The sequence below is a fragment of the Pseudomonas sp. ASL8 genome (assembly GCF_056680355.1).
In genome coordinates this window covers 1,063,534-1,088,135 of sequence record NZ_CM155278.1, presented here as the reverse complement: position 1 = coordinate 1,088,135, position 24,602 = coordinate 1,063,534, and the positions used below count along the sequence as shown (strand labels likewise).

The following is a 24,602-nucleotide window of genomic DNA, read 5'->3' as shown; positions in this document are numbered from 1 at the left end:
GGGTTAGGTATGCGCATGCGCGCGCTGGTTACTGTTGTAGGTCTGCTGCTGACGGCGCTGGCTGTTGACGCGTTAGCCGCTACACAGGTACGAAGTGTTCGCTTATGGCGTGCACCGGACAACACTCGGCTGGTTTTCGACTTGTCCGGGCCGGTCCAGCACAGTGTTTTCACCCTGACATCACCTGATCGTCTGGTTATCGACATCAACGGCGCGACGCTGGCGGCGCCGTTGAAGATATCTACGGCCAATACCCCGATCACCAGCATGCGTTCGGCTCAGCGCACGCCGACCGACTTGCGCGTGGTCATCGACCTGAAAAAGGCCGTAAACCCGAAAAGCTTTATCCTTGCTCCCAATCAGCAATATGGCAACCGTCTGGTGGTTGATCTGTTCGATCAGGACGCCGAGGCGAACCCGGTCGTGCCCGATACCGCGGCCAACACAGCACCTGCTGCGCCCATCAGTCCGGCCAAGCCTGAGATCAGGCTGGTGCCTGTGCCCAATGGCAAGCGCGACATCGTGATCGCCATCGACGCCGGCCATGGTGGCGAAGACCCTGGCGCGGGCGGTGCACGAGGTCAGAAAGAGAAAGACATCGTGCTGTCCATTGCCAAGGAATTGCAGCGCCAGATCAACGCGGAGAAAGGCTACCGCGCCGAGCTGACGCGTACTGGCGACTATTTCATTCCGTTGCGCAAACGCACGGAGATCGCCCGCAAGAAGGGCGCCGACCTGTTCGTTTCGATCCACGCCGATGCCGCGCCGTCCTCGGCCGCGTTCGGTGCTTCGGTATTCGCCCTGTCCGAGCGCGGTGCAACGTCCGAAACCGCGCGCTGGCTGGCCGACAGTGAAAACCGTTCCGACTTGATCGGTGGCGCTGGCGCCGTAAGCCTCGACGACAAGGACAAGATGCTGGCCGGGGTGCTGTTGGACTTGTCCATGACCGCCTCGTTGTCTTCCAGCCTCAATGTCGGGCAGAAAGTCCTGAGCAATATTGGGCGCGTTACGTCGCTGCACAAATCCCGGGTCGAGCAGGCCGGGTTTATGGTGCTCAAATCTCCGGATATCCCATCGATCCTGGTAGAAACCGGCTTCATCTCCAACTCGGAGGAAGCGGCGAAACTCGCAGGCTCATCTCATCAGCAGGCATTGGCGCGCTCGATCAGTTCGGGTGTGAAGCAGTTCTTCCAACAGAATCCGCCGCTGGGCACCTATATCGCCTGGCTGCGGGACAGTGGCAAGATCGTCCAGGGGCCGCGCGACCACACGGTTCGCGCGGGTGAGACGCTGGCCATGATCGCGGTTCGTTACCAGGTGAGCGTGGCGACCCTACGTAATGCCAACAGCCTGAGCTCCGATGAGCTCAGAGTGGGGCAGCGGCTGGATATCCCGAGCAATGCGTTGGCAGCTCAGCCATGAGCGAGTCGATAGTGGATGGTGTGATCGACAGCGTTGAGATCAATAGCCGGGCGCGGATTGAGTTGCTGAGCCCGAGGCTGGCGAACCAGATCGCGGCCGGTGAGGTGGTCGAGCGTCCTGCATCCGTGATCAAGGAGCTGCTGGAAAACAGCCTCGATTCCGGCGCGAAACGCATTGATATCGATGTTGAACAGGCCGGGATCAAGCTGTTGCGCGTCCGTGATGACGGCGGTGGGATTTCCTCTGATGATTTGCCGTTGGCGCTCGCACGGCACGCAACCAGTAAAATTCGCGAACTGGAAGACCTTGAACGGGTGATGAGCCTGGGCTTTCGCGGTGAGGCGCTGGCGTCGATCAGCTCGGTGGCGCGCCTGACCCTGACCTCACGCACCCGTGATGCCGACCAAGCATGGCAGGTCGAAACCGAAGGCCGCGACATGGCCTCGCGAGTGCAGCCCGCCGCGCATCCGGTGGGCACTTCAGTCGAAGTCCGCGATCTGTTCTTCAACACCCCGGCGCGGCGCAAATTCCTTAAGGCCGAAAAAACCGAGTTCGATCACCTGCAAGAAGTGATCAAGCGTATGGCGCTGGCGCGTTTCGATGTCGCGTTTCATTTGCGGCATAACGGCAAGACGATCCTCAGCCTGCACGAAGCGAATGATGACAACGCTCGTGCCCGGCGTGTGGCCGCTATCTGCGGTCCAGGCTTCCTGGAGCAGGCGCTGCCGATCGAGGTTGAGCGCAACGGTCTGCATTTATGGGGCTGGGTCGGTTTGCCGACGTTCTCCCGTAGTCAGGCAGACTTGCAATATTTCTACGTGAACGGCCGTGCAGTGCGCGACAAACTGGTCGCCCATGCGGTGCGGCAAGCGTATCGCGATGTACTGTTCAATGGTCGGCACCCGACCTTCGTCCTGTTTTTCGAGGTCGATCCGGCAGTGGTCGACGTTAACGTGCACCCGACCAAGCACGAAGTACGCTTCCGTGACGGGCGCATGGTGCACGACTTCCTGTATGGCACGCTGCACCGTGCGCTAGGCGATGTCCGGCCGGAAAATCAGCTGGCGGGTACCGCTCCGGTGACTGCGCTGATCCGTCCGAGCGGCCCGGATGCGGGTGAGTTCGGCCCTCAGGGCGAAATGCGCCTGGCTAATAATCTGCTGGAGCAGCCACAGGCCGAACCTTACGTGCGGCCGGCGGGCTCGGGTTCAGGCGCTGGCTATCAATACCAGTATTCGCCTCGCACCTCCGCGCCACTGCCGACGGCCGAGGCACAAAGTGCGTATCGCGAGTTCTTCGCGCCGCTGCCTGAAGGCGGTGCGGCACCTTTGCCGGGCTCACAGGACGACATCCCGCCGCTGGGCTATGCCCTGGCGCAGCTCAAGGGGATTTATATCCTTGCGGAAAATGCCCACGGCCTGGTGCTGGTGGACATGCACGCCGCCCACGAACGCATCATGTACGAACGCTTGAAAATCGCCATGGCCAGCGAAGGGCTGAGCGGCCAGCCATTGCTGGTCCCGGAATCCATTGCAGTCAGTCAGCGTGAGGCCGATTGCGCCGAAGAACACGTCGCCTGGTTCCAGCGCCTCGGCTTCGAGCTACAGCGGCTGGGCCCGGAAACCCTGGCGATTCGGCAGATCCCGGCGTTGCTCAAGCAAGCCGAAGCCAATCGGCTGGTGCATGACGTGTTGGCTGACCTGATGGAATACGGCACCAGTGACCGGATTCAGGCGCACCTCAACGAACTGCTGGGGACCATGGCCTGCCACGGTGCGATTCGCGCCAATCGGCGTCTGGCCCTGCCGGAGATGAACGGGTTGCTGCGCGACATGGAAAACACCGAGCGCAGTGGCCAATGCAACCATGGTCGACCGACCTGGACCCAAATGGGTCTGGACGATCTGGACAAACTTTTCCTGCGTGGTCGCTGATGAGTGCTTTGCCCCCTGCTATCTTCCTCATGGGCCCCACCGCTGCTGGCAAGACCGATCTGGCCATTGAGCTGACCAAGGTTCTGCCCTGCGAGCTGATTAGCGTCGATTCGGCGTTGGTGTATCGCGGCATGGACATCGGCACCGCCAAACCGTCCAAAGAGCTGTTGGCCGAGTTCCCCCATCGCCTGATCGACATTATTGACCCCGTGCAAAGCTATTCTGCTGCCGAATTTCGCGCCGATGCATTGGCCGCGATGGCCGACATCACTGCGCGCGGCAATATTCCGCTGCTGGTGGGCGGCACAATGTTGTATTTCAAGGCATTGCAGGAAGGGTTGGCGGATATGCCGCCCGCCGATGCGGGCATTCGTGCGCAGCTCGAAGCCGAGGCCGCCGCGCTAGGCTGGCAGGACTTGCATGATCAGTTGGCCGAGGTTGATCCGGTGTCGGCGGCGCGAATTCATCCCAATGATCCGCAGCGGCTGATCAGGGCTCTGGAAGTTTATCGGGTGAGTGGATTGAGCATGACCGCACATCGCGAGCAACAAACTGCGCAAAGTACTGACGCAGCCGCTTCGGGACGTCATCAATTGCCCTATACTGTCGCAAACTTGGCCATCGCTCCGGCGGATCGCCACGTACTGCATGACCGTATCGCGCAACGATTTGTACACATGCTGGAACAGGGGTTCGTTGACGAGGTCCTAGCTCTGCGAGCACGAGGTGACCTGCATGCGGGGTTGTCGTCGATGCGAGCCGTGGGCTATCGCCAAGTCTGGGATCATCTGGATGGCAAGCTGACGTGGGACCAGATGCAGGAGCGGGGCGTTATTGCCACGCGCCAGTTGGCCAAACGGCAGTTCACCTGGTTGCGTAGTTGGGCAGATTTGCAGTGGCTGGACAGTCTGGCTTGCGACAATCTGCCACGTGCCTTGAAATACATGGCATCGGTCTCCATATTGAGCTGATACCGTGCAATTGCCGTCTATCCTTGGGGGGTGGCGGCCTAAGTCAATTTGCTTACTATTTTTTTCTATTGATCCTTAAAGGAGTGCGGCACATGTCAAAAGGGCATTCGCTACAAGACCCTTACCTGAATACTTTGCGTAAAGAGAAGGTTGGGGTTTCGATTTATCTGGTTAACGGTATCAAGCTGCAAGGCACGATCGAGTCCTTTGACCAGTTCGTGATTTTGCTGAAAAACACCGTCAGCCAAATGGTTTACAAACACGCTATCTCTACCGTTGTACCAGTTCGTCCAATTCGCCTGCCTAGCGCAGCCGAAACGGAGCTGGGCGACGCTGAGCCAGGTAACGCCTGATAGGAGTCTGCTTTGTTCTTTGAGCGCCACGGTGGTGGTGAACGGGCCATTCTCGTTCACTTGGATGGTCAGGACCCTGAGGCGCGTGAAGATCCGCAGGAGTTTCAGGAGCTGGCAATTTCTGCTGGCGCCGAGACCGTCGCGTTTGTCAGCGTGCCGCGTCATCGGCCAACAGCTAAATACCTGATCGGCAGCGGCAAGGTCGAGGAGCTTCGCGACCTGGTCAAAGCCGAGCACGTAGATATCGTGATTTTCAATCACGTCCTCACGCCCAGTCAGGAACGCAACCTCGAACGTGTTTTCGAGTGTCGCGTGCTTGATCGCACCGGTTTGATTCTGGATATCTTCGCGCAACGAGCGCGTACTCATGAAGGCAAGTTGCAGGTCGAGCTGGCTCAGCTTGATCACATGAGTACTCGTCTGGTTCGTGGCTGGACCCACCTGGAGCGACAGGGCGGCGGTATCGGCATGCGCGGTCCGGGTGAAACCCAGCTGGAAACCGACCGGCGTTTGTTGCGGGTGCGGGTGCGGCAACTCAAGAGTCGTCTGGAGAAGGTCCGCAGTCAGCGGGACCAGGCCCGTCGTGGGCGCAAGCGTGCCGATATTCCTTCGGTGTCGCTGGTGGGGTATACCAACGCCGGCAAGTCGACGCTGTTCAATGCGATGACCGATTCCAATGTGTTTGCCGCAAACCAACTGTTTGCGACCCTCGATCCCACCCTCCGTCGTCTCGAACTCGATGACTTTGGGCCGATCGTGCTGGCTGATACGGTAGGTTTCATTCGCCATCTGCCACACAAACTGGTCGAGGCGTTTCGCTCCACGCTCGAAGAGTCGAGCAACTCCGATTTGCTCCTGCACGTTATCGATTCCCATGAACCTGAGCGCATGGCGCAGATTGAACAGGTGATGGCGGTGCTGGGCGAGATCGGTGCGGATGGCTTGCCGATCCTCGAGGTGTACAACAAACTCGATTTGCTTGAAGGGGTAGAGCCCCAGATTCAGCGCGATGCCGATGGCAAGCCGCAGAGGGTCTGGGTGTCTGCCCGCGATGGTCGAGGGCTGGATCTGCTTAAACAAGCAGTGGCTGAGCTGCTGGGCGATGATTTATTCGTTGGCACCTTGCGCTTGCCTCAGCGTTTTGCTCGACTGCGTGCTCAGTTCTTCAAGTTGGGCGCGGTTCAAAGCGAAGAGCATGATGAGGAAGGCGGGAGTCTGTTGGCGGTACGTTTGCCGCGTGTTGAGTTCAATCGCCTGGTGAGTCGCGAAGGAATGCAGCCGCAGGAATTCATCGAGCAACACACTTTGCAATAAAAGCCTGAGAAAGCGGTTGTGCCGCGGACACAGGCATTCTGTAGCATTGGTCGGCGCGCCGTGGGCGCGTCTTTGCTTTATCAGATGGAGAGCGCTATGGCTTGGAATGAGCCGGGTGGCAACTCGAATAATCAGGATCCTTGGGGTGGTAAGCGCAAGGGCGGCGACCGCAAGGGGCCACCGGATCTCGACGAGGCCTTCCGAAAGCTGCAGGAAAGCCTGAACGGGTTGTTCGGTGGTGGTAAGAAACGTGGTGGCGGTGAAGACGGTGGTCAACGCAAGGGCGGCGGTTTAGGTCTGCTCGGCATTGGTCTGGTCGTCATCGCGGCTGTCTGGCTGTATAGCGCCATCTATGTCGTGGATGAGCAGGAGCAGGCCGTAGTGCTGCGCTTCGGCAAGTACTACGAAACTGTCGGTGCGGGTCTGAATATCTATTTCCCGCCATTCGATCGTAAGTACATGGAAAACGTCACGCGTGAGCGTGCCTATAGCAAGCAAGGGCAGATGCTGACCGAAGACGAAAACATCGTCGAAGTGCCGCTGACTGTGCAATACAAAATCACCAACCTGAAAGATTTCGTGCTGAACGTCGATCAGCCGGAAATCAGTCTGCAACATGCGACTGAGAGCGCCTTGCGCCACGTAGTGGGTTCCACTGCGATGGATCAGGTGCTGACTGAAGGTCGTGAGTTGATGGCCAGCGAGATCAAGGAGCGTCTGCAACGCTTCCTCGATACGTATCGCACCGGCATCACCGTGACCCAGGTGAACGTACAAAGCGCTGCGGCACCGCGTGAAGTTCAGGAAGCGTTCGATGACGTGATTCGCGCCCGTGAAGACGAGCAGCGTTCGCGTAACCAGGCTGAAACCTATGCTAACGGTGTGATTCCGGAAGCGCGTGGTCAGGCTCAGCGTATCGTCGAAAATGCCAATGGCTATCGCGATGAAGTCGTGTCCCGTGCCAAGGGTGAAGCTGATCGTTTTACCAAGCTGGTCGTCGAGTACCGCAAGGCTCCAGAGGTGACGCGTGAGCGTCTGTATCTGGACACCATGCAAGAAGTATTCAGCAACACCAGTAAGGTTCTCGTGACCGGTGGCAACAAAGGGCAGAACAATCTGCTTTATCTGCCATTGGACAAGATGATCGAAAGCGGTCGTAGCACCACTGCTCCGACAACCGGCGCACCTGCCGCTGCCAATGAAATCGGCGCACGTGCTGCGACCGAGGCTCAACAGCAGCACGATGCGCGTTCAAGGGAGAGTCGCTGATGAGCAATAAATCGCTGATCGCCCTGATTGTTTGTGTCGTGCTGGCGGTCGTTGCCTGGAATAGCGTCTACATCGTTGCTCAGACTGAGCGTGCGGTCTTGCTGCAATTCGGCCGTGTCGTCCAGGCGGACGTCCAGCCAGGTCTGCATGTGAAGGTTCCGTACGTCAATCAGGTGCGCAAGTTCGACGGGCGCTTGATGACCCTCGATGCACCGACGCAGCGTTTTCTGACGCTGGAAAAGAAAGCCGTCATGGTTGATGCCTATGCCAAGTGGCGAGTGAAGGACGCCGAGCGTTTCTACACTGCGACTTCCGGTCTCAAGCAGATCGCTGATGAACGTCTGTCACGCCGTCTTGAATCCGGGCTGCGCGATCAGTTTGGCAAGCGCACCTTGCATGAAGTGGTGTCGGGTGAACGTGATGCGTTGATGGCGGATATCACCGCTTCGCTCAACACGATGGCGAGCAAAGAGCTGGGCATTGAAGTTATTGATGTCCGGGTCAAAGGCATTGACCTGCCTAAAGAAGTGAACCGCAGCGTTTTCGAGCGGATGAGTACCGAACGTGAGCGTGAAGCGCGTGAGCATCGGGCCAAAGGTAACGAGCTGGCAGAAGGCATTCGTGCCGATGCCGATCGTCAGCGTCGGGTTCTCCTGGCAGAAGCCTATCGTGAGTCTGAAGAAGCTCGCGGTGATGGCGATGCCCAGGCGTCCGCGATCTACGCCAAGGCCTACGGTCAGGATCAGGAGTTCTACGCGTTCTACCGTAGCCTGCGCGCCTACCGTGAAAGCTTCGCGAACAAAAGCGACGTGATGGTGCTGGACCCGAGCAGCGATTTCTTCCGTTATCTGGAAAAATCCAAGCCGTAATCGGTTCACCCGCCGGGCGGCAAAAGCGCCTGGCGGGGTGATCGTTTAGGAAAACGTGTGTATGATGCGGCAGCCGGGAAAATCCCGGCTTTTTTGCGTCTGCACGATTGATTGGCCATGGCGTGGTAAAACGCTGGGCAAGGTTTTTCGAGGAGAGCGGTCTGTAAAGCGGGTCTCGGACCGCTCGTTCTGTTGGGCTTGCACGTAAAAGCACTCAGAATGTGACCGCACTCTGCTTCACTCAAGGCTCGCCCTCAGGGCTGGCCGCCCGGATCATAGGGGATTGGCGTAATGGCAACGGTTGACCGCTGGCTGCTACCAGATGGCATCGAAGAAGTACTGCCGCCGGAAGCGGCGCGCATTGAAGTGGCGCGCCGTCAGGTGTTGGATCTGTTCCAGAGCTGGGGCTATGAGTTCGTCGTCACCCCGCATATCGAATACCTGGAGTCGCTGCTTACGGGCGCGGGCCAGGACCTGGATCTGCGTACCTTCAAGGTGATCGATCCGCAATCAGGCCGACAAATGGGTTTCCGTGCCGATATCACGCCGCAAGTGGCGCGTATCGATGCGCACACCTTGCGCCGCGAAGGGCCGAGCCGCTTGTGCTATGCCGGCAGCGTGTTGCATGCGCAGCCGCGAGCCTTGTCGTCCTCGCGTAGCCCGATTCAGTTGGGCGCCGAGTTGTACGGCGATGCCAGCCCGAGCAGCGATGTCGAAGTCATTAGTCTGATGTTGACTATGCTGCAGTTGGCCGACGTGCCTGATGTGCATATGGACCTGGGCCATGTCGGTATTTACCGTGGCCTGGCACGTGCCGCCGGTTTGTCTGGCGAGGTCGAGCAGCTGTTGTTCGACGCTTTGCAGCGCAAGGCGATAGACGAAGTCATCGCGCTCACCGCTGATTTGCCAGCTGATCTGGCTGCAATGCTGCGTGCGCTGGTCGATTTGTGTGGTGGTCGTGAAGTGCTTGCGTCCGCTCGTGATCGACTGGCCCACGCGCCTGCTCCGGTGTTGGCTGCCCTGGATGATTTGCTGGCGATTGCCGAGCGCCTTTCCGCGCGCTTCCCGCAATTGCCGCTGTACTTCGATCTCGGTGAGTTACGGGGTTACCACTACCACACCGGCGTCGTGTTTGCGGTGTTCGTGCCGGGCGTCGGTCAGATGATCGCCCAGGGCGGTCGCTATGATGACATCGGCGCGGACTTTGGTCGGGCACGCCCGGCTACTGGCTTCTCCACGGATTTGAAAACCCTGGTCACCCTGGGGCGTGCGGACATCGAGCTACCGTCTGGCGGTATCTGGATGCCGGACAGTACTGATGCGGCACTCTGGCAGCAGGTCTGCCAATTGCGTAGCGAAGGCCATCGTGTGGTTCAGGCATTGCCTGGGCAGCCCGTGTCTGCCGCGCGCGAAGCCGATTGTGACCAGCAATTGATTCAGCATGATGGGCTTTGGCAGTTAGTGCCGCTGGCTTCTTGAGTTTCCCTGTCGGCCGCAGCCGGCACCAAGTTTGCGCGAATGAGGACAAGTGTTATGGGTAAGAATGTCGTAGTCCTGGGCACCCAATGGGGTGATGAGGGCAAAGGCAAGATCGTTGATCTGCTGACCGAACATGCTACCGCTGTAGTTCGATACCAAGGGGGCCACAACGCGGGTCACACCCTGGTCATCGATGGCGAAAAAACCGTATTGCACCTGATTCCGTCCGGTGTGCTGCGCGAAGGCGTGCAGTGCCTGATCGGTAACGGTGTGGTGGTTGCGCCTGACGCACTCATGCGAGAAATCATCAAGCTTGAAGAGAAGGGTATTCCGGTACGTGAGCGTCTGCGTATCAGCCCTTCCTGCCCGCTGATCCTGTCTTATCACGTTGCGCTGGATCAGGCGCGCGAGAAGGCCCGTGGCGAGCTCAAGATCGGTACGACCGGTCGTGGTATCGGCCCGGCCTACGAAGACAAGGTCGCACGTCGCGGTCTGCGCATCGGTGACCTGTTCCATCGCGAGCGTTTCGCGGCCAAGCTCGGCGAGCTGCTCGATTACCACAACTTCGTTCTGGTCAATTACTACAAAGAGCCGGCCATCGACTTCCAGAAAACACTCGACGAGTGCATGGAATACGCTGAACTGCTTAAGCCGATGATGCTCGACGTCACTGCTGCGCTGCATGAAATGCGCCGCGAAGGCAAAGACATCATGTTCGAAGGTGCGCAGGGTTCGCTGCTGGACATCGATCACGGTACTTACCCGTACGTGACCAGTTCCAATACCACCGCTGGTGGCATCGCGACCGGTTCTGGTTTTGGTCCGATGTACCTCGATTACATCCTCGGCATCACCAAGGCTTACACCACTCGCGTCGGTTCGGGTCCTTTCCCGACTGAGCTGTTCGACGATGTTGGCGCGTTCCTGGCCAAGCGCGGTCACGAGTTCGGTGCAACCACCGGTCGCGCTCGCCGTTGCGGCTGGTTCGATGCCGTCATCCTGCGTCGCGCAATCGAGATCAACAGCATCTCCGGTCTGTGCCTGACCAAGCTCGACGTGCTCGACGGTCTGGAAACCATCAACATCTGCATCGGTTACAAGAACGAAAATGGTGCAGTGATCGATGCTCCGACCGATGCTGACAGCTACATCGGCCTGATGCCGGTTTACGAAGAAATGCCGGGCTGGACCGAATCGACCTTGGGCGCTAAAACCCTGGAAGAGCTGCCAGCAAATGCCCGTGCTTATATCAAGCGTGTGGAAGAGTTGGTCGGCGCGCCGATCGATATCATTTCCACTGGCCCGGACCGCAACGAGACCATCGTGCTGCGTCATCCGTTTGCTTGATAAATCGTTGAAATAGTTACTGGAATGCGACAAAGGGCCACTTATGTGGCCCTTTGTCGTTTCTGCCTATCGGTTAGTGCTGGCGCGGCACGGCGCTTGCTGTAATTATCGTTCCAAAGAGTGCCATCATTTTAATGGCATCCGTAGTAGAGGAATAATCCCGTGTCTGCCGTCCTTTCTCTTTTACGTAGCCGCTTGCTGCGGCCTGTGTTCATTGCCCTGGGTGTCGCCCTTTTGGTGCAGGTGTTGGTCGCGGTTGCTCTGACCCGGAGCACGGTGACGGCGCTTGAGGCTGATTTGGCCACTCGACTGGGTGTAGATTCGCAACACCTGTCTGCGGAGCTGGAGCAAGCGAGTCGGGAAGTTACTTCCAGTCTGGATGCATTGTCATCCAGCACCCGTCAGCGCCTGAGTGCAGGCCTGTCATCGCGTCTGGAGGATGAGCAGGCGCAACTGCGCGGCACGCTCGAAAAGGACCTCAAAGACTCGGCCAATGATATGGCGCAGTTGCTGGCGGCGGTCGCCCCGCGTGCCATGTGGGATAACGATACGCCGACCCTGTCGGAGTTTGCCCGCCGCGCTCAGCGCAATCCGAATGTGCTGTTTGTCATCTATGACGATGCTCAAGGTGAGCACCTGACGCGTTATCTGAATCGCGATAGCCCGCAGATCAAGGCCTTGCTCGCCAAAGGGGAGGGTGATCGGGCGATGGATAAAGTCCTGAACGCCGCCAAGAATGATCCTTCGGTGTATTACGTCGAGGCCACGATCAGTCCCAATGGCGTCGAGATCGGCAAGGTGTTGATGGGGGTTTCCACGGCAGCGGTCGAGCAGGATCTTGCGGCTCTGGATAAACGCTTCTCCGCATTAATTGTCGGCGGCGAACAGTTGGTATCCGACAGTCTGGTAGGTGCGGCGGCCGATAGCTCCGCAGCGTTGCGTACGCGTTTACAGGCGGCTCAAACCGCAGCCACGGCAATGGCCGCCAACACCAGCATCACGGTCCAGGAGGCGGCAGCGACATTGCGCTGGAGGATTGGTCTGGGGCTGGCGCTGGTCGGTTTCGGCGTATTGCTACTGCTGGCCGTGGTGCTCGGGCGTCGGGTCGTGAGCAAATTGCATCTGCTGATTGCAGCGCTGGATGATCTGGCAGCCGGTGAAGGCGACTTGACCAAGCGCGTGCAGCTCAACAGTAACGACGAAATCGGTGACATGGCGTCAGCGGTCAATCGCTTTGTCGACAAGCTTCAACCTATCGTGCGTGAGGCGGGGGATGTGGCGCAGCGTACCGGGGTGGAAATTGGCGCCTTGAGCCTGCGTAACGCCGGGTCGGGCAAGGCGGCTGAGTTGCAGCGAGATGAAGTGGCCGCCAGTCTCAAAGCCCTTTCGCAGATGGCGGATGAGGCTCAGGCAGAAAGTAATGCGATGCAGGCGGCCTTGAAGCAGGTTGTCGATATTCGAGTGGCAACCGACGAAAACACGCGGACGTCAACGCAGGTGGGTAACTTGATCGAGGCGCTGGCGGGGCAGGTCGATACCGGCGCCAAGGTCATTGAGCGTCTGGCCCAGCAAAGCGAACAGATTGAAGTGGTGCTGACGGTTATTCACGGTATCGCCGAGCAAACCAACTTGCTGGCCCTTAACGCGGCAATCGAGGCGGCGCGGGCGGGTGAGACGGGTCGTGGTTTTGCGGTGGTGGCAGACGAAGTGCGAGCGCTGGCCAGCAAGACCCAAAGCTCCACGGGCGATATCCAGGCGCATATCGGGGCCTTGCAGCAGGGTGCCAAAGAAGCGGTGGCGGCCATCGGTCTGGCGGGCAGGCAGGCCAGCGAGGGTCTGGCAGTGCTGCGCAACAGCGCCAAGCTGCAATTGACGGTGCAGGCATCGGTAGAGCAGGTTCATGCCGCAATAGGTCTTGCAACCGAGGCTGCGGCGCATCAGGCGCAAGGTGCACAAGCGGTGAGGGGGCGAGTGGAAGTTATCCATGCTCAGGCTCAGCGCGCGGCTCAGGCGGTTGTAGAAACCACCGCCAGCGGCAAGGTGCTTGATGGTCTGGCTGCACAATTGAAGGCAAGCCTGGGTCAGTTCCGCGCTTAACAGCTCGGAACTATTGAATTAGAAGAGGGTGCGCCAAGCGCACCCTGAGGTGGCGGCTTCTGATGATTGATCTAGAATCTCAAACGCAGAAAACACAAAACCGAGCACGGGGCTCGGTTTTGTTTGAATTGGTGCCCAGAAGAAGACTCGAACTTCCACGACCTTGCGGTCACCAGCACCTGAAGCTGGCGTGTCTACCAATTTCACCATCTGGGCAGTTCGTTGGGTTCAACAGCAGCTGTTAAGCTATTGTTTACTTTCAACTACAACAACGTTTGCCGTCGTTGTGGGGCGCATCATACGGAGGAGCTTAGTACCTGTAAACCCCCGTTGTGAAAAATATTTTCGAAATAGCGAACGGAGATAGCAAATGGTGTCTTCGCGTTTCAATCCGGTATATGCCAAACTAAATATATATAGATAAGGTGAACTCATTCTAATGGCCGATTGGCAGTCCCTCGATCCCGAGGCCGCTCGTGAAGCGGAAAAATACGAAAACCCTATCCCCAGCCGTGAGCTGATTTTGCAGCACCTTGCCGATCGAGGGTCTCCGGCGAGTCGCGAACAATTGGTGGAAGAGTTTGGCCTGACAACTGAAGACCAGTTCGAAGCCCTGCGTCGCCGCTTGCGCGCAATGGAGCGCGATGCTCAGTTGATATACACCCGCCGGGGCACCTATGCCCCTGTGGACAAGCTCGACCTGATCCTGGGTCGGATTACCGGTCACCGTGACGGTTTCGGCTTCCTCATCCCTGATGACGGCACCGATGACCTGTTCATGAGCCCTGCGCAAATGCGTCTGGTGTTCGACGGCGATCGTGCCTTGGCGCGTGTTTCCGGTCTTGATCGTCGGGGTCGTCGCGAAGGCGTGATCGTCGAAGTGATCTCCCGTGCGCACGAAACCATCGTGGGTCGCTACTTCGAAGAGAGCGGCATCGGCTTCGTCGTGCCCGACAATCCGAAGATCCAGCAGGAAGTCCTGATCACCCCTGGCCGCAATTCCAGCGCCAAGATTGGTCAGTTCGTCGAGGTGAAGATTACTCACTGGCCGACGCCGCGCTTCCAGCCGCAAGGCGATGTGGTCGAAGTCGTGGGCAATTACATGGCGCCCGGCATGGAAATCGACATTGCCCTGCGCACCTACGATATTCCGCACGTCTGGCCTGAAGCGGTGCTCAAAGAAGCCGCCAAGCTCAAGCCGGAAGTGGAAGAGAAAGACAAGGAACACCGCGTCGATCTGCGTCATCTGCCATTCGTGACCATCGATGGCGAAGATGCTCGCGACTTCGATGATGCGGTTTTCTGTGAAGCCAAGCCCGGCAAGCTGCGTCTGTTTTCCGGTGGCTGGAAGCTGTACGTCGCCATCGCCGACGTATCGAGTTACGTCAAAATCGGTTCGGCGCTGGACGCTGAATCGCAAGTGCGTGGCAACTCGGTGTACTTCCCCGAGCGCGTGATTCCGATGTTGCCCGAGCAGCTGTCCAACGGCTTGTGCTCGCTGAATCCGCACGTCGACCGCTTGGCCATGGTCTGTGAAATGACCCTGTCCAAAACCGGCGAGATGACTGATTACCAGTTCTATGAAGCGGTCATTCACTCCCATGCCCGCCTGACCTACAACAAGGTCAGCTCGATCCTGGAACAGCCGAAAACGGCTGAAGCCAAGGAATTGCGTGGCGAATACGCTGGCGTCGTGCCGCACTTGAAGCAGCTTTATGCGCTGTACAAAGTGCTGCTGAGTGCTCGCCATACCCGTGGCGCGATCGATTTCGAAACCCAGGAAACCCGGATCATCTTCGGTACTGAGCGCAAGATCGCCGAAATCCGGCCGACCACGCGTAACGATGCCCACAAGCTGATCGAGGAATGCATGCTGGCGGCCAACGTGGCCACGGCTGAATTCCTGAAAAAGCACGAAATTCCAGCTTTGTACCGTGTGCACGATGGTCCGCCGCCAGAACGTCTGGAAAAACTCCGGGCCTTCCTCGGCGAGCTGGGTCTGTCGCTGCACAAGGGTAAAGACGGTCCGTCGCCGAAGGATTACCAGGCGCTGCTGGCAAGCATCAAGGATCGTCCGGATTTCCACCTGATCCAGACCGTGATGCTGCGTTCGTTGAGTCAGGCGGTGTACAGCGCGGATAACCAGGGTCACTTCGGCCTGAATTACGAGGCGTACACGCACTTCACTTCGCCGATTCGTCGCTATCCGGATTTGCTCACGCACCGGGCTATCCGCAGCGTGATCCATTCCAAGCAAGACACCCCGCACGTTCGTCGTGCAGGTGCCATGACCATCCCGAAAGCGCGCATCTATCCATACGATGAGGCGATTCTGGAGCAGTTGGGCGAGCAATGTTCCATGAGCGAGCGCCGTGCCGACGAGGCCACGCGCGACGTAGTGAACTGGCTCAAGTGCGAGTTCATGAAAGACCGCGTGGGCGAGTCGTTCCCGGGCGTGATCACAGCGGTTACCGGTTTTGGTCTGTTCGTGGAGCTGACCGACATCTACGTCGAAGGCTTGGTCCACGTCACTGCCTTGCCGGGCGATTACTACCACTTCGATCCAGTGCATCACCGCTTGGCGGGCGAGCGCACCGGTCGCAGCTTCCGTTTGGGCGACACTGTTGAAGTGCGAGTCATGCGCGTCGATCTCGACGAACGCAAAATCGACTTCGAGATGGCTGAAAAAACCATCAGCGCGCCGATTGGCCGCAAGCGTCGTGGCGCTGAACCGGCTGCGACGGAAAAAACAGCTGCGCCAGCCAAGGCGGGGCGCCGTGGCGCTTCGACCAAGGCTGCGCCAGTGACTGAAGCCTATCGTCCAAGCGATGCCGTCGCGAAAAACGCGGAAGTGCGCAAAAGCCGTGAGCTGAAGCAAGCCTTGCTGGCAGAAGCGAAAGGTGGTGGAAAGGCGGCGTCGGGAAAGTCCAGTAAATCGGACTCCGATTCGTCGGCCAAACCAGCCAAACCGAGCAAACACCGTAAAGGCCCGCCAAAAGCGGGCTCGGCCCCTGCTGCGAAAAGCGGTGGGGTGCGTAAACCTAAGGCCAAGTCATGAGTCAGTTGGAAAAGATCTACGGTTTGCATGCCGTAGAAGCGTTGTTGCGTCACCACCCGAAACGCGTCAAGCAAGTCTGGCTGGCTGAAAACCGCAACGATCCGCGGGTTCAGGTATTGATCCAACTGGCTAACGAAAATCGTGTGTCTGTGGGTCAGGCCGAGCGTCGCGAAATGGACGTCTGGGTCGAAGGCGTGCACCAGGGTGTGGTTGCCGAGGTCAGCCCGAGTCAGGTGTGGGGTGAAGCCATGCTTGATGAGTTGCTCGACCGTACCGAAGGCGCGCCACTGATTCTCGTGCTTGATGGCGTGACCGATCCGCATAACCTCGGCGCGTGCCTGCGCACTGCCGATGCGGCCGGTGCGCTCGCGGTTGTGGTGCCCAAGGACAAGTCGGCGACCTTGACGCCGACGGTCCGAAAGGTGGCCTGCGGCGCGGCGGAAGTGATTCCGTTGGTGGCGGTTACTAACCTGGCTCGTACCCTTGAGAAGCTTCAGCAGCGCGGCCTTTGGGTCGTGGGTACGGCGGGTGAAGCTGAGGTTGAGCTGTATCAGCAAGACCTGACTGGCCCGACGATTCTGATCATGGGCGCCGAAGGCAAGGGCATGCGTCGCTTGACTCGCGATCATTGCGATTACCTGGTGCGCCTGCCGATGGCTGGCAGCGTCAGCAGCCTGAACGTTTCTGTGGCGACAGGCGTGTGTCTGTTCGAAGCGTTGCGTCAGCGCAGCGTGAAGGCAGCCGCCAAGAAAACCTGAGGTAGGCGTACCCCTGTAGGAGCGGGCTTGCCCGCGATGGCGGTTAGTCAGGCACGCAGCATCAAGCTGATCGCAGGCAAACCAGCTCCTACAGGATTTGTGCCCTGTATTGCTCAAATAATCACCAATTGCCTTGCGCCCCACCAAGCCCTTCTCTACAATTGCGCCCCTTGCTGTCATGGCAGGCGCTCATGTGCCTGTCCCTGAGCAAGACAAACAGTGTCATTCACTCCTTGTCTGACCGCTTTTTAGTTAGCGGCAGGCTACAACCCGTAAGGAGCATTCATGCGTCATTACGAAATCATCTTTTTGGTCCACCCGGATCAAAGCGAGCAAGTCGGCGGCATGGTAGAGCGTTACACCAAGCTGATCGAAGAAGACGGCGGCAAAATCCACCGTCTGGAAGATTGGGGCCGTCGTCAACTGGCCTATGCAATCAACAATGTTCACAAGGCTCACTACGTGATGCTGAACGTTGAATGCACCGGTAAAGCTTTGGCTGAACTGGAAGACAACTTCCGTTACAACGATGCCGTGATCCGTAACCTGGTCATCCGTCGCGACGAAGCCGTTACTGGCCAGTCCGAGATGCTCAAGGCTGAAGAAAACCGCAGTGAGCGCCGTGAGCGTCGTGACCGTCCTGAGCACTCCGACAGCGCCGATGGCGATGACGGCGACAACAGCGACGCCAGCGATAACGCTGACGAGTAATCCACGGACCTTTTGAGGAGCCAATTACATGGCACGTTTCTTCCGTCGTCGTAAATTCTGCCGCTTCACCGCTGAAGACGTGAAAGAGATCGATTACAAAGATCTCAACACTCTGAAAGCCTACGTATCCGAGACCGGCAAAATCGTTCCAAGCCGTATCACTGGTACAAAAGCACGTTATCAGCGTCAGCTGGCCACCGCTATCAAGCGTGCCCGCTTCCTGGCCCTGCTGGCCTACACCGACAGCCACGGCCGCTGAGACCAGGCAGTCGACAAAGTAGTAAGGGATAGAACGCATGCGCGCCATGGCTAATTTCATCATGCGCGGCCGCGTGCAGGCCACTCTCGTAGTGGTCGGATGTGCGGCGTTGCCGCTGTTGTTCTGGTTGAGTGCTGCCGCGGGTTGCCTTGTGCTTCTGCGGCGCGGTTTGAGTGATGCCGTTGGCATCCTCGCCTGGGCTCTGCTACCAGCATTGGTCTGGTGGTATTTCGGTGAACCCCGCACGCTTATGGTGTTGTTGGGTTCGCTAGGGTTGGCAGCGTTGTTACGTGCCAGCGAGTCTTGGGTCCGCGTGCTGCTGGTCAGCGTGGCATTGGGTCTGTTGTATGCAGTAGTCCTGGGAGCGGTTTTCCGCGAACCCATCGACGCGATGGCGCTGGAGTTGCAAAAACTCCTGCCGCAAGTCCTCGATGGTCTCTACCAGCAGTTATCGGTAGAAGAGCGAGCGCGTCTGGGGGCACTGATTGCACCGGTCCTTAACGGCCTGATAGCGGCTTTGTTGCAGATCGTCAGTGTGTTGAGTCTGATTCTTGGGCGTTACTGGCAAGCGTTGTTGTACAACCCGGGTGGTTTTGGCCGCGAGTTTCGCAGCATAAGACTCCCGCGGGTACCAGCGTTGGTGCTGCTGGTGTGCATGCTTCTGGGGCCGAATTTCGGTCCACAGATGGCGATGTTGACACCGTTGTGCAGCGTACCGCTGGTGTTTGCAGGGCTGGCCTTGATACATGGCCTGGTGGCTGAAAAGCACCTTGGCAGGTTCTGGCTGGTGGGGTTGTACGTAACGCTGTTGCTGTTTATGCAGCTGATCTATCCGTTGCTGGTGGTGTTAGCCATCGTCGACAGCCTGATTGATTTTCGCGGTCGTTTCGCGTCGAAAGACGTCGATAACGGTTCTGCGAACGGTGAAGGTTAAAAGTTAAGAGGATTTTCACATGCAACTGATCCTTCTGGAAAAAGTCGCCAACCTGGGCAACCTGGGCGACAAAGTGAATGTTAAGGCCGGTTACGGTCGTAACTTCCTGCTGCCGTACGGTAAAGCTACCGCTGCGACCGCTGCCAACGTGGCTGCGTTCGAAGAGCGTCGTGCTGACCTGGAAAAACTGGCTGCAGACAAAAAAGCTTCTGCCGAAACTCGCGCTGCCCAACTGGCTGAGCTGGAAGTGACTATCACTGCCACCGCCGGTGACGAAGGCAAGCTGTTCGGTTCGATCGGCACCCACGACATCGCTGATGCACTGACCGCCTCTGGCGTTGAAGTTGCAAAAAGCGAAGTTCGTCTGCCGAACGGCACTATCCGTAACATTGGCGAATTCGACGTAGCCGTGCACCTGCACAGCGACGTAGAAGCCACTGTACGCGTTATTGTTGTAGCCGCTTAAGCAACACTCAATCGTCTGGCGACTTGCTCGTCAGACGGTTAACATCGGGCACGATCCTGTTCACAGGTCGTGCCTTTTGTCTTTTTGTTCCCCCTGATTCCGTGTGGCCATGAACGATATTTCCGCGCCCGAGCAATACGATCTGCAAACCGCTGCCCTCAAGGTGCCGCCGCACTCCATCGAGGCCGAACAGGCTGTGCTCGGTGGTCTGATGCTGGACAACAACGCCTGGGAGCGCGTGCTCGATCAAGTATCGGACGGCGATTTCTATCGACATGACCACCGCCTGATTTTCCGCGCCATTGCCAAACTGGCCGATCAAAACAGCCCGATTGACGTCGTCACCCTTGCAGAGCAACTGGACAAGGAAGGGCAGACCTCGCAGGTCGGTGGCCTGGGTTACCTCAGTGAGCTGGCGAAAAACATTCCGTCGGTCGCCAACATCAAGGCTTACGCGCAGATCGTTCGTGAGCGAGCGACCTTGCGGCAGTTGATCGGCATCAGTGCCGAAATCGCCGACAGTGCGTTCAACCCTGAAGGTCGCAGCGCCGCCGAGATTCTCGACGAAGCCGAGCGGCAGATTTTCCAGATTGCTGAAGCGCGTCCAAAAAGTGGTGGCCCGGTCAGCGTCAACGACTTGCTGACCAAGGCCATCGACCGCATCGACACCTTGTTCAACACCGATAACGCGATTACCGGCCTGTCTACCGGGTATACCGACCTCGACGAGAAAACCAGCGGCCTGCAACCGTCGGACCTGATCATTGTTGCGGGTCGTCCGTCGATGGGTAAAACCACGTTCGCCATGAACCTGGTAGAGAACGCGGTTCTGCGCAGCGATAAAGTAGTTCTGGTCTATTCGCTTGAGATGCCAGGTGAATCGCTGATCATGCGTATGCTGTCGTCGCTGGGTCGCATCGACCAGTCCAAAGTCCGCGCCGGACGGCTGGAAGACGACGATTGGCCACGCCTGACATCAGCGGTCAATCTGCTCAACGACCGCAAACTGTTCATCGATGACACCGCAGGCATCAGCCCTTCAGAGATGCGCGCGCGTACTCGCCGTGTGGTGCGTGAGCACGGCGAAGTCGGCCTGATCATGATCGACTACCTGCAATTGATGCAGATTCCAGGTTCCAGCGGTGACAACCGTACCAACGAGATTTCCGAGATTTCTCGCTCGTTGAAATCCCTGGCCAAGGAATTCGCCTGCCCGGTGGTCGCCTTGTCTCAGCTCAACCGTTCCCTGGAACAGCGCCCGAACAAGCGCCCGATCAACTCCGACTTGCGTGAATCCGGAGCGATCGAGCAGGATGCCGACGTCATCATGTTCGTTTACCGGGACGAGGTGTACCACCCGGAAACCGAGCATAAAGGCATCGCCGAGATCATCATCGGCAAGCAGCGTAACGGTCCTATCGGTACGACGCGGTTGGCGTTCATCGGCAAATACACCCGTTTCGAGAACCTCGCGCCGGGCAGTTACAACTTCGACGACGAGTGATGCGCGTAAGGTTTGCTAGCGGCAAGGCTGCTTGATTACGAGCCGGTTTCGGCATGGGTCAGTGTCTCCCAAAGGTAGTGGAAATAGCCCCGTGCCGGACGTCGCTCTAGCAGCCAGCGTTGTGTTTCAGGCAGGGCTTGCTGTTTGCGATTGGCGAAGTGGTTGTACGCCACCTCCAGTGTCCCGTTCAGGTCCCCCACCAGCTTGCCGTTGCACAACCATTCCGGCGTGACCTTTTCGTTCCTGTAGCGCGTGTGGAACTCCATGCCGTCGCGCAGTCGTTGCGACTGCTCCTCATACAGATCGAGACCTTGGATGTAGGCCGTTTCGGCAACGTTGATAAACGCTGCGAAGCCATAGGCGGTGTGTTCAAGATCGCGGCAGGTTTCTTGCGCATGCCCTGTGACGAACACGGTCTGGCCTTCCCAGTAGGTGATCAGTTCCGCTTCTGTCTTGGCGCAATCAGCGGGTGCGACAGGCAATGGGCCGTCGGCGCTTGAGTAAATGAAGGCCGGAAGCCGTTTGCGCCAGTCAGCGATGGCTTTTTCGTACAGTTGGCGATCATCAAGGAATACGCCGATATTGAGCTGCGCCTCGATACCGCTCGCTTGCCAGTTGCCGTAGTGACAGACGCCGATGCGCTGCGCTGCCCCGCGTTGTATGTCGGGTAAGTACTGGGTGAGCAGCATCTGTGAAAAGCGCTCGATATCGGCTTGCGCCCAGGCATCAGAACGATAACGGATGATTTCCGCTGCCCGTGTCCAGAGTTGTGCGGACCATGAAGCTTGAAGCGGTGCGTTGGAGTGGGTATGCCCGCCTGCAAGTGTGCGAGCCCAGGTATTCATGATGGCGACGGCGTTCTCGGCATGCTTGCGTTCACCGCTGTAGGACCATGCCAGAGCCTGCGTGTAAGCCGCTTGCGCGTCGCGCACCTCATCCGAACAACCCTTGTCTGGCTTGGAAAACGGACCGCATTCGACGGTTTTCCAGGGCGATGATCGATATTCCAGAGCGGCCAGAGGATCGTCCATCAACAATGCATACGATTCCCGCCAGGGTGATCGTCCTTGTTCTACGGCCTCCCGAACGAAATCCAGCCGCTGACTGTTCAGCAGTACGCCTGGGTGAGTGAATGAGACTGAGTCGGCGGCAATGCTGTTCAGTGCGGCGCTGAACGTGAGTCCTGCGAGCAGGGCTGTGGAGCTGTGTTGTAGGTTCACGGTATATTCCCTGAGTGATGAAACCCTGCCGGGCTGACGATCCATGTCCTGCCGACCTGTCTGTAGGAGCAAAAAGCTCGTGACTTCGGGTTAATCAGGTATTGCCGCTGGAGGCAAGAAAAAAGCCGGGCTGCCAGATCCGCTAGCGGAGATGCGTGGCGTGGATCTATCGCTTAAAGCCGACCGTCGTAGTCGGAATTGGTTAAATTTTGTGCTATATTCCGCGACCGCGATTTTGTCGACAAAAATCGCCTCCCTGAACACCAACGCCGGTCATCGTCATGCAAGCAGCCAAGCCGTTATTTGACTATCCCAAGTACTGGGCCGAATGTTTCGGACCAGCGCCTTTCCTGCCCATGTGCCGGGAAGAAATGGATCAGCTGGGTTGGGATTCCTGCGACATCATCATCGTCACCGGGGATGCGTACGTTGACCATCCGTCGTTTGGCATGGCAATCATCGGCCGGCTGCTGGAGTCTCAGGGCTTTCGCGTCGGGATCATTGCCCAGCCGAACTGGCAGTCTAAAGACGATTTCATGAAGCTCGGCGAGCCGAACCTGTTCTTCGGTGTCGCTGCCGGCAACATGGACTCGATGATCAACCGCTACACCGCCGACAAAAAAGTGCGCTCCGACGACGCGTACACGCCCGGCGGCATGGCCGGCAAACGTCCGGACCGCGCCAGTCTGGTGTACAGCCAGCGCTGCAAGGAAGCCTACAAGCATGTGCCGATCGTATTGGGCGGTATTGAAGCCTCGTTGCGCCGCATTGCCCACTACGATTACTGGCAGGACCGGGTTCGTAACTCGATCCTGATCGACGCTTGCGCCGACATCCTGCTGTACGGCAACGCCGAGCGGGCCATTGTTGAAGTCGCGCAGCGTCTGTCCTACGGTCACAAGATCGAAGACATCACTGACGTGCGTGGCACTGCATTCATTCGTCGCGACACGCCGCAAGGCTGGTACGAAGTCGACTCCACGCGTATTGACCGTCCGGGCAAGGTCGACAAGATCATCAACCCGTACGTCAACACCCAGGACACCCAGGCCTGCGCCATCGAGCAGGAAAAAGGTCCGGTGGACGATCCGCAGGAAGCCAAGGTCGTGCAGTTGTTGGCCAGCCCCCGGATGACTCGCGACAAGACGGTTATTCGTCTGCCGTCCATGGAAAAAGTCCGCGCTGACGCCGTGCTCTATGCCCACGCCAACCGCGTGTTGCACCTGGAAACCAACCCGGGCAACGCCCGCGCGCTGGTGCAGAAGCACGGCGAAGTGGACGTCTGGTTCAACCCGCCACCGATTCCGATGACCACCGAAGAAATGGACTACGTGTTCGGCATGCCTTATGCGCGTGTTCCGCACCCAGCGTATGGCAAGGAGAAAATTCCGGCCTACGACATGATCCGTTTCTCGGTAAACATTATGCGTGGCTGCTTCGGCGGCTGTACCTTCTGCTCGATCACCGAGCACGAAGGACGGATTATTCAGAACCGTTCAGAAGAGTCGATCATTCGCGAAATCGAAGAAATTCGCGACAAGGTTCCCGGTTTTACCGGCGTTATTTCCGACCTCGGCGGCCCGACTGCGAACATGTATCGCATCGCCTGCAAGAGCACCGAGATCGAATCCGCCTGCCGCAAGCCGTCCTGCGTGTTCCCGGGCATTTGCCCGAATCTGAACACCGACCACTCGGCGCTGATTCAGCTGTACCGCAGCGCTCGTGCCTTGCCCGGCGTGAAGAAAATCCTGATCGCCTCCGGCCTGCGTTACGACCTGGCTGTCGAGTCGCCGGAGTACGTCAAAGAGTTGGTGACCCACCACGTCGGTGGTTACCTGAAGATCGCCCCGGAACACACCGAGGAAGGTCCGCTCAACCAGATGATGAAACCGGGCATTGGCAGCTATGACAAGTTCAAGCGCATGTTCGAGAAGTATTCGAAAGAAGCCGGTAAAGAGCAGTACCTGATCCCGTACTTCATCGCGGCCCACCCAGGCACCACCGATGAAGACATGATGAACCTGGCGCTGTGGCTCAAGGGCAACGGTTTCCGCGCCGATCAGGTGCAGGCGTTCTACCCGTCGCCGATGGCCACCGCCACCGCCATGTATCACTCGGGCAAGAACCCGCTGCGCAAGGTGACCTACAAGAGCGACTCGGTCACCATCGTTAAAAGCGAAGAGCAACGCCGGCTGCACAAGGCATTCCTGCGCTACCACGACCCGAAAGGCTGGCCGATGCTGCGTGAAGCCCTCATACGCATGGGCCGCTCCGACCTGATCGGGCCGGGCAAGAATCAGCTTATCCCGCTGCATCAACCTGCGACGGATAGCTATGAAAGCGCCCGTCGCAAGAACTCGACGCCAGCGGGCAGCCACAAGGTTGCCAAGACCACGAAGACCACGCTGATTCAGACCCAACACACCGGCCTGCCACCACGCGCCAGCGATGGCGGTAACCCGTGGGACAAGCGCGAAGAGGCCAAAGCAGCGGCGTTTGCCCGCAACAAGCAGGCGGCCAAAGAGCGCATTGAGGCCGCCAAGGGTGGCAAGAGCCAGCGGCCAGTGCGCAAGCCAGTGGTTCCGCGCTAGGCAGCACGCCCATGCACCACAACGCCAGCCTCAGGCGAGCGTTGTG

The 24,602-nt window shown here is 58.4% G+C and carries 19 protein-coding genes and 1 tRNA gene; 18 read left to right on the top strand and 2 right to left on the bottom strand.

Annotation, left to right across the window (positions count from 1 at the left end; all coding sequences use genetic code 11):
• The first annotated feature begins 9 nt into the window (after positions 1-9).
• The 10 genes from AC1MEA_RS04935 (at position 10) to AC1MEA_RS04890 (ending at position 13,055) form a co-directional block, all read left to right on the top strand.
• Positions 10-1,422: an N-acetylmuramoyl-L-alanine amidase gene (locus AC1MEA_RS04935; protein ID WP_449634065.1), complete on the top strand. Its 1,413-nt coding sequence runs from the start codon at positions 10-12 to the stop codon at positions 1,420-1,422.
• Positions 1,419-3,356 carry a DNA mismatch repair endonuclease MutL gene (gene mutL, locus AC1MEA_RS04930; protein ID WP_480916991.1) on the top strand — a complete coding sequence of 646 codons (1,938 nt, stop codon included), beginning with the start codon at positions 1,419-1,421 and terminating at the stop codon, positions 3,354-3,356. Before AC1MEA_RS04935 ends, mutL begins: the two co-directional genes overlap by 4 nt.
• On the top strand, positions 3,356-4,327 hold the full coding sequence (gene miaA / locus AC1MEA_RS04925) for a tRNA (adenosine(37)-N6)-dimethylallyltransferase MiaA (protein ID WP_480916990.1): 972 nt from the start codon (positions 3,356-3,358) through the stop codon (positions 4,325-4,327). The genes mutL and miaA overlap by 1 nt, the downstream gene beginning before the upstream one ends.
• 92 nt (positions 4,328-4,419) lie before the next feature.
• Positions 4,420-4,680 (top strand): RNA chaperone Hfq, encoded by a 261-nt coding sequence (hfq, locus tag AC1MEA_RS04920; protein WP_219062428.1) that lies wholly within the window; start codon positions 4,420-4,422, stop codon positions 4,678-4,680.
• Between the two features lie 12 nt (positions 4,681-4,692).
• A complete protein-coding gene (gene hflX / locus AC1MEA_RS04915) occupies positions 4,693-5,994 on the top strand; it encodes a ribosome rescue GTPase HflX (protein WP_480916989.1) in 1,302 nt (433 codons plus the stop codon).
• Positions 5,995-6,090: 96 nt separating this feature from the next.
• A complete protein-coding gene (hflK, locus tag AC1MEA_RS04910) occupies positions 6,091-7,263 on the top strand; it encodes an FtsH protease activity modulator HflK (protein WP_480916988.1) in 1,173 nt (390 codons plus the stop codon).
• Positions 7,263-8,132 (top strand): protease modulator HflC, encoded by an 870-nt coding sequence (hflC, locus tag AC1MEA_RS04905; protein ID WP_219062431.1) that lies wholly within the window; start codon positions 7,263-7,265, stop codon positions 8,130-8,132. The genes hflK and hflC overlap by 1 nt, the downstream gene beginning before the upstream one ends.
• Positions 8,133-8,423: 291 nt before the next feature.
• Positions 8,424-9,611 carry an ATP phosphoribosyltransferase regulatory subunit gene (locus AC1MEA_RS04900; RefSeq protein WP_219062432.1) on the top strand — a complete coding sequence of 396 codons (1,188 nt, stop codon included), beginning with the start codon at positions 8,424-8,426 and terminating at the stop codon, positions 9,609-9,611.
• A 54-nt stretch (positions 9,612-9,665) separates the two neighbouring features.
• Positions 9,666-10,958 (top strand): adenylosuccinate synthase, encoded by a 1,293-nt coding sequence (locus AC1MEA_RS04895; RefSeq protein WP_219062433.1) that lies wholly within the window; start codon positions 9,666-9,668, stop codon positions 10,956-10,958.
• 162 nt (positions 10,959-11,120) lie between these two features.
• A complete protein-coding gene (locus AC1MEA_RS04890; RefSeq protein WP_449634015.1) occupies positions 11,121-13,055 on the top strand; it encodes a methyl-accepting chemotaxis protein in 1,935 nt (644 codons plus the stop codon).
• A 129-nt stretch (positions 13,056-13,184) separates the two neighbouring features.
• On the opposite strand, the gene AC1MEA_RS04885 is transcribed toward AC1MEA_RS04890, so the two are convergent.
• A tRNA-Leu gene (locus tag AC1MEA_RS04885) sits at positions 13,185-13,271 on the bottom strand.
• Between the two features lie 223 nt (positions 13,272-13,494).
• Between AC1MEA_RS04885 and rnr the strand changes: the two genes are divergently transcribed.
• The 7 genes from rnr to dnaB all read left to right on the top strand — a co-directional run bounded on the left by rnr (position 13,495) and on the right by dnaB (position 20,745).
• Positions 13,495-16,113: a ribonuclease R gene (gene rnr, locus AC1MEA_RS04880; protein WP_480916987.1), complete on the top strand. Its 2,619-nt coding sequence runs from the start codon at positions 13,495-13,497 to the stop codon at positions 16,111-16,113.
• Entirely contained in the window at positions 16,110-16,871 is a 762-nt protein-coding gene (gene rlmB / locus AC1MEA_RS04875) for a 23S rRNA (guanosine(2251)-2'-O)-methyltransferase RlmB (protein ID WP_480916986.1), read from the top strand. The genes rnr and rlmB overlap by 4 nt, the downstream gene beginning before the upstream one ends.
• Before the next feature lie 285 nt (positions 16,872-17,156).
• On the top strand, positions 17,157-17,582 hold the full coding sequence (gene rpsF / locus AC1MEA_RS04870) for a 30S ribosomal protein S6 (protein WP_020293663.1): 426 nt from the start codon (positions 17,157-17,159) through the stop codon (positions 17,580-17,582).
• A 28-nt stretch (positions 17,583-17,610) separates the two neighbouring features.
• Positions 17,611-17,841 (top strand): 30S ribosomal protein S18, encoded by a 231-nt coding sequence (rpsR, locus tag AC1MEA_RS04865; RefSeq protein ID WP_002551829.1) that lies wholly within the window; start codon positions 17,611-17,613, stop codon positions 17,839-17,841.
• 37 nt (positions 17,842-17,878) lie between these two features.
• Positions 17,879-18,775, top strand: coding sequence for a hypothetical protein (locus tag AC1MEA_RS04860; RefSeq protein WP_480916985.1), 897 nt, complete (start codon positions 17,879-17,881; stop codon positions 18,773-18,775).
• 19 nt (positions 18,776-18,794) lie between these two features.
• Entirely contained in the window at positions 18,795-19,241 is a 447-nt protein-coding gene (rplI, locus tag AC1MEA_RS04855) for a 50S ribosomal protein L9 (RefSeq protein ID WP_219062438.1), read from the top strand.
• Positions 19,242-19,350: 109 nt separating this feature from the next.
• Positions 19,351-20,745: a replicative DNA helicase gene (gene dnaB, locus AC1MEA_RS04850; RefSeq protein ID WP_219062439.1), complete on the top strand. Its 1,395-nt coding sequence runs from the start codon at positions 19,351-19,353 to the stop codon at positions 20,743-20,745.
• A gap of 35 nt (positions 20,746-20,780) precedes the next feature.
• Here the strand turns inward: dnaB and AC1MEA_RS04845 are convergent, their stop codons facing one another.
• Positions 20,781-21,965 carry an alginate lyase family protein gene (locus AC1MEA_RS04845; protein ID WP_480916984.1) on the bottom strand — a complete coding sequence of 395 codons (1,185 nt, stop codon included), beginning with the start codon at positions 21,963-21,965 and terminating at the stop codon, positions 20,781-20,783.
• 281 nt (positions 21,966-22,246) lie between these two features.
• On the opposite strand from AC1MEA_RS04845, the gene AC1MEA_RS04840 reads away from it, so the two are divergent.
• On the top strand, positions 22,247-24,556 hold the full coding sequence (locus tag AC1MEA_RS04840) for a YgiQ family radical SAM protein (protein WP_480916983.1): 2,310 nt from the start codon (positions 22,247-22,249) through the stop codon (positions 24,554-24,556).
• The last annotated feature ends 46 nt before the right edge of the window (positions 24,557-24,602 follow it).

Excerpts from the sequence above, each read along its gene's own strand:
- AC1MEA_RS04935 (WP_449634065.1), top strand. The coding sequence starts at position 10 with ATGCGCATGCGCGCGCTGGTTACTGTTGTAGGTCTGCTGCTGACGGCG.
- mutL (WP_480916991.1), top strand. The coding sequence starts at position 1,419 with ATGAGCGAGTCGATAGTGGATGGTGTGATCGACAGCGTTGAGATCAAT.
- miaA (WP_480916990.1), top strand. The coding sequence starts at position 3,356 with ATGAGTGCTTTGCCCCCTGCTATCTTCCTCATGGGCCCCACCGCTGCT.
- hfq (WP_219062428.1), top strand. The coding sequence starts at position 4,420 with ATGTCAAAAGGGCATTCGCTACAAGACCCTTACCTGAATACTTTGCGT.
- hflK (WP_480916988.1), top strand. The coding sequence starts at position 6,091 with ATGGCTTGGAATGAGCCGGGTGGCAACTCGAATAATCAGGATCCTTGG.
- hflC (WP_219062431.1), top strand. The coding sequence starts at position 7,263 with ATGAGCAATAAATCGCTGATCGCCCTGATTGTTTGTGTCGTGCTGGCG.
- AC1MEA_RS04900 (WP_219062432.1), top strand. The coding sequence starts at position 8,424 with ATGGCAACGGTTGACCGCTGGCTGCTACCAGATGGCATCGAAGAAGTA.
- AC1MEA_RS04895 (WP_219062433.1), top strand. The coding sequence starts at position 9,666 with ATGGGTAAGAATGTCGTAGTCCTGGGCACCCAATGGGGTGATGAGGGC.
- rnr (WP_480916987.1), top strand. The coding sequence starts at position 13,495 with ATGGCCGATTGGCAGTCCCTCGATCCCGAGGCCGCTCGTGAAGCGGAA.
- rlmB (WP_480916986.1), top strand. The coding sequence starts at position 16,110 with ATGAGTCAGTTGGAAAAGATCTACGGTTTGCATGCCGTAGAAGCGTTG.
- rpsF (WP_020293663.1), top strand. The coding sequence starts at position 17,157 with ATGCGTCATTACGAAATCATCTTTTTGGTCCACCCGGATCAAAGCGAG.
- rpsR (WP_002551829.1), top strand. The coding sequence starts at position 17,611 with ATGGCACGTTTCTTCCGTCGTCGTAAATTCTGCCGCTTCACCGCTGAA.
- AC1MEA_RS04860 (WP_480916985.1), top strand. The coding sequence starts at position 17,879 with ATGCGCGCCATGGCTAATTTCATCATGCGCGGCCGCGTGCAGGCCACT.
- rplI (WP_219062438.1), top strand. The coding sequence starts at position 18,795 with ATGCAACTGATCCTTCTGGAAAAAGTCGCCAACCTGGGCAACCTGGGC.
- dnaB (WP_219062439.1), top strand. The coding sequence starts at position 19,351 with ATGAACGATATTTCCGCGCCCGAGCAATACGATCTGCAAACCGCTGCC.
- AC1MEA_RS04840 (WP_480916983.1), top strand. The coding sequence starts at position 22,247 with ATGCAAGCAGCCAAGCCGTTATTTGACTATCCCAAGTACTGGGCCGAA.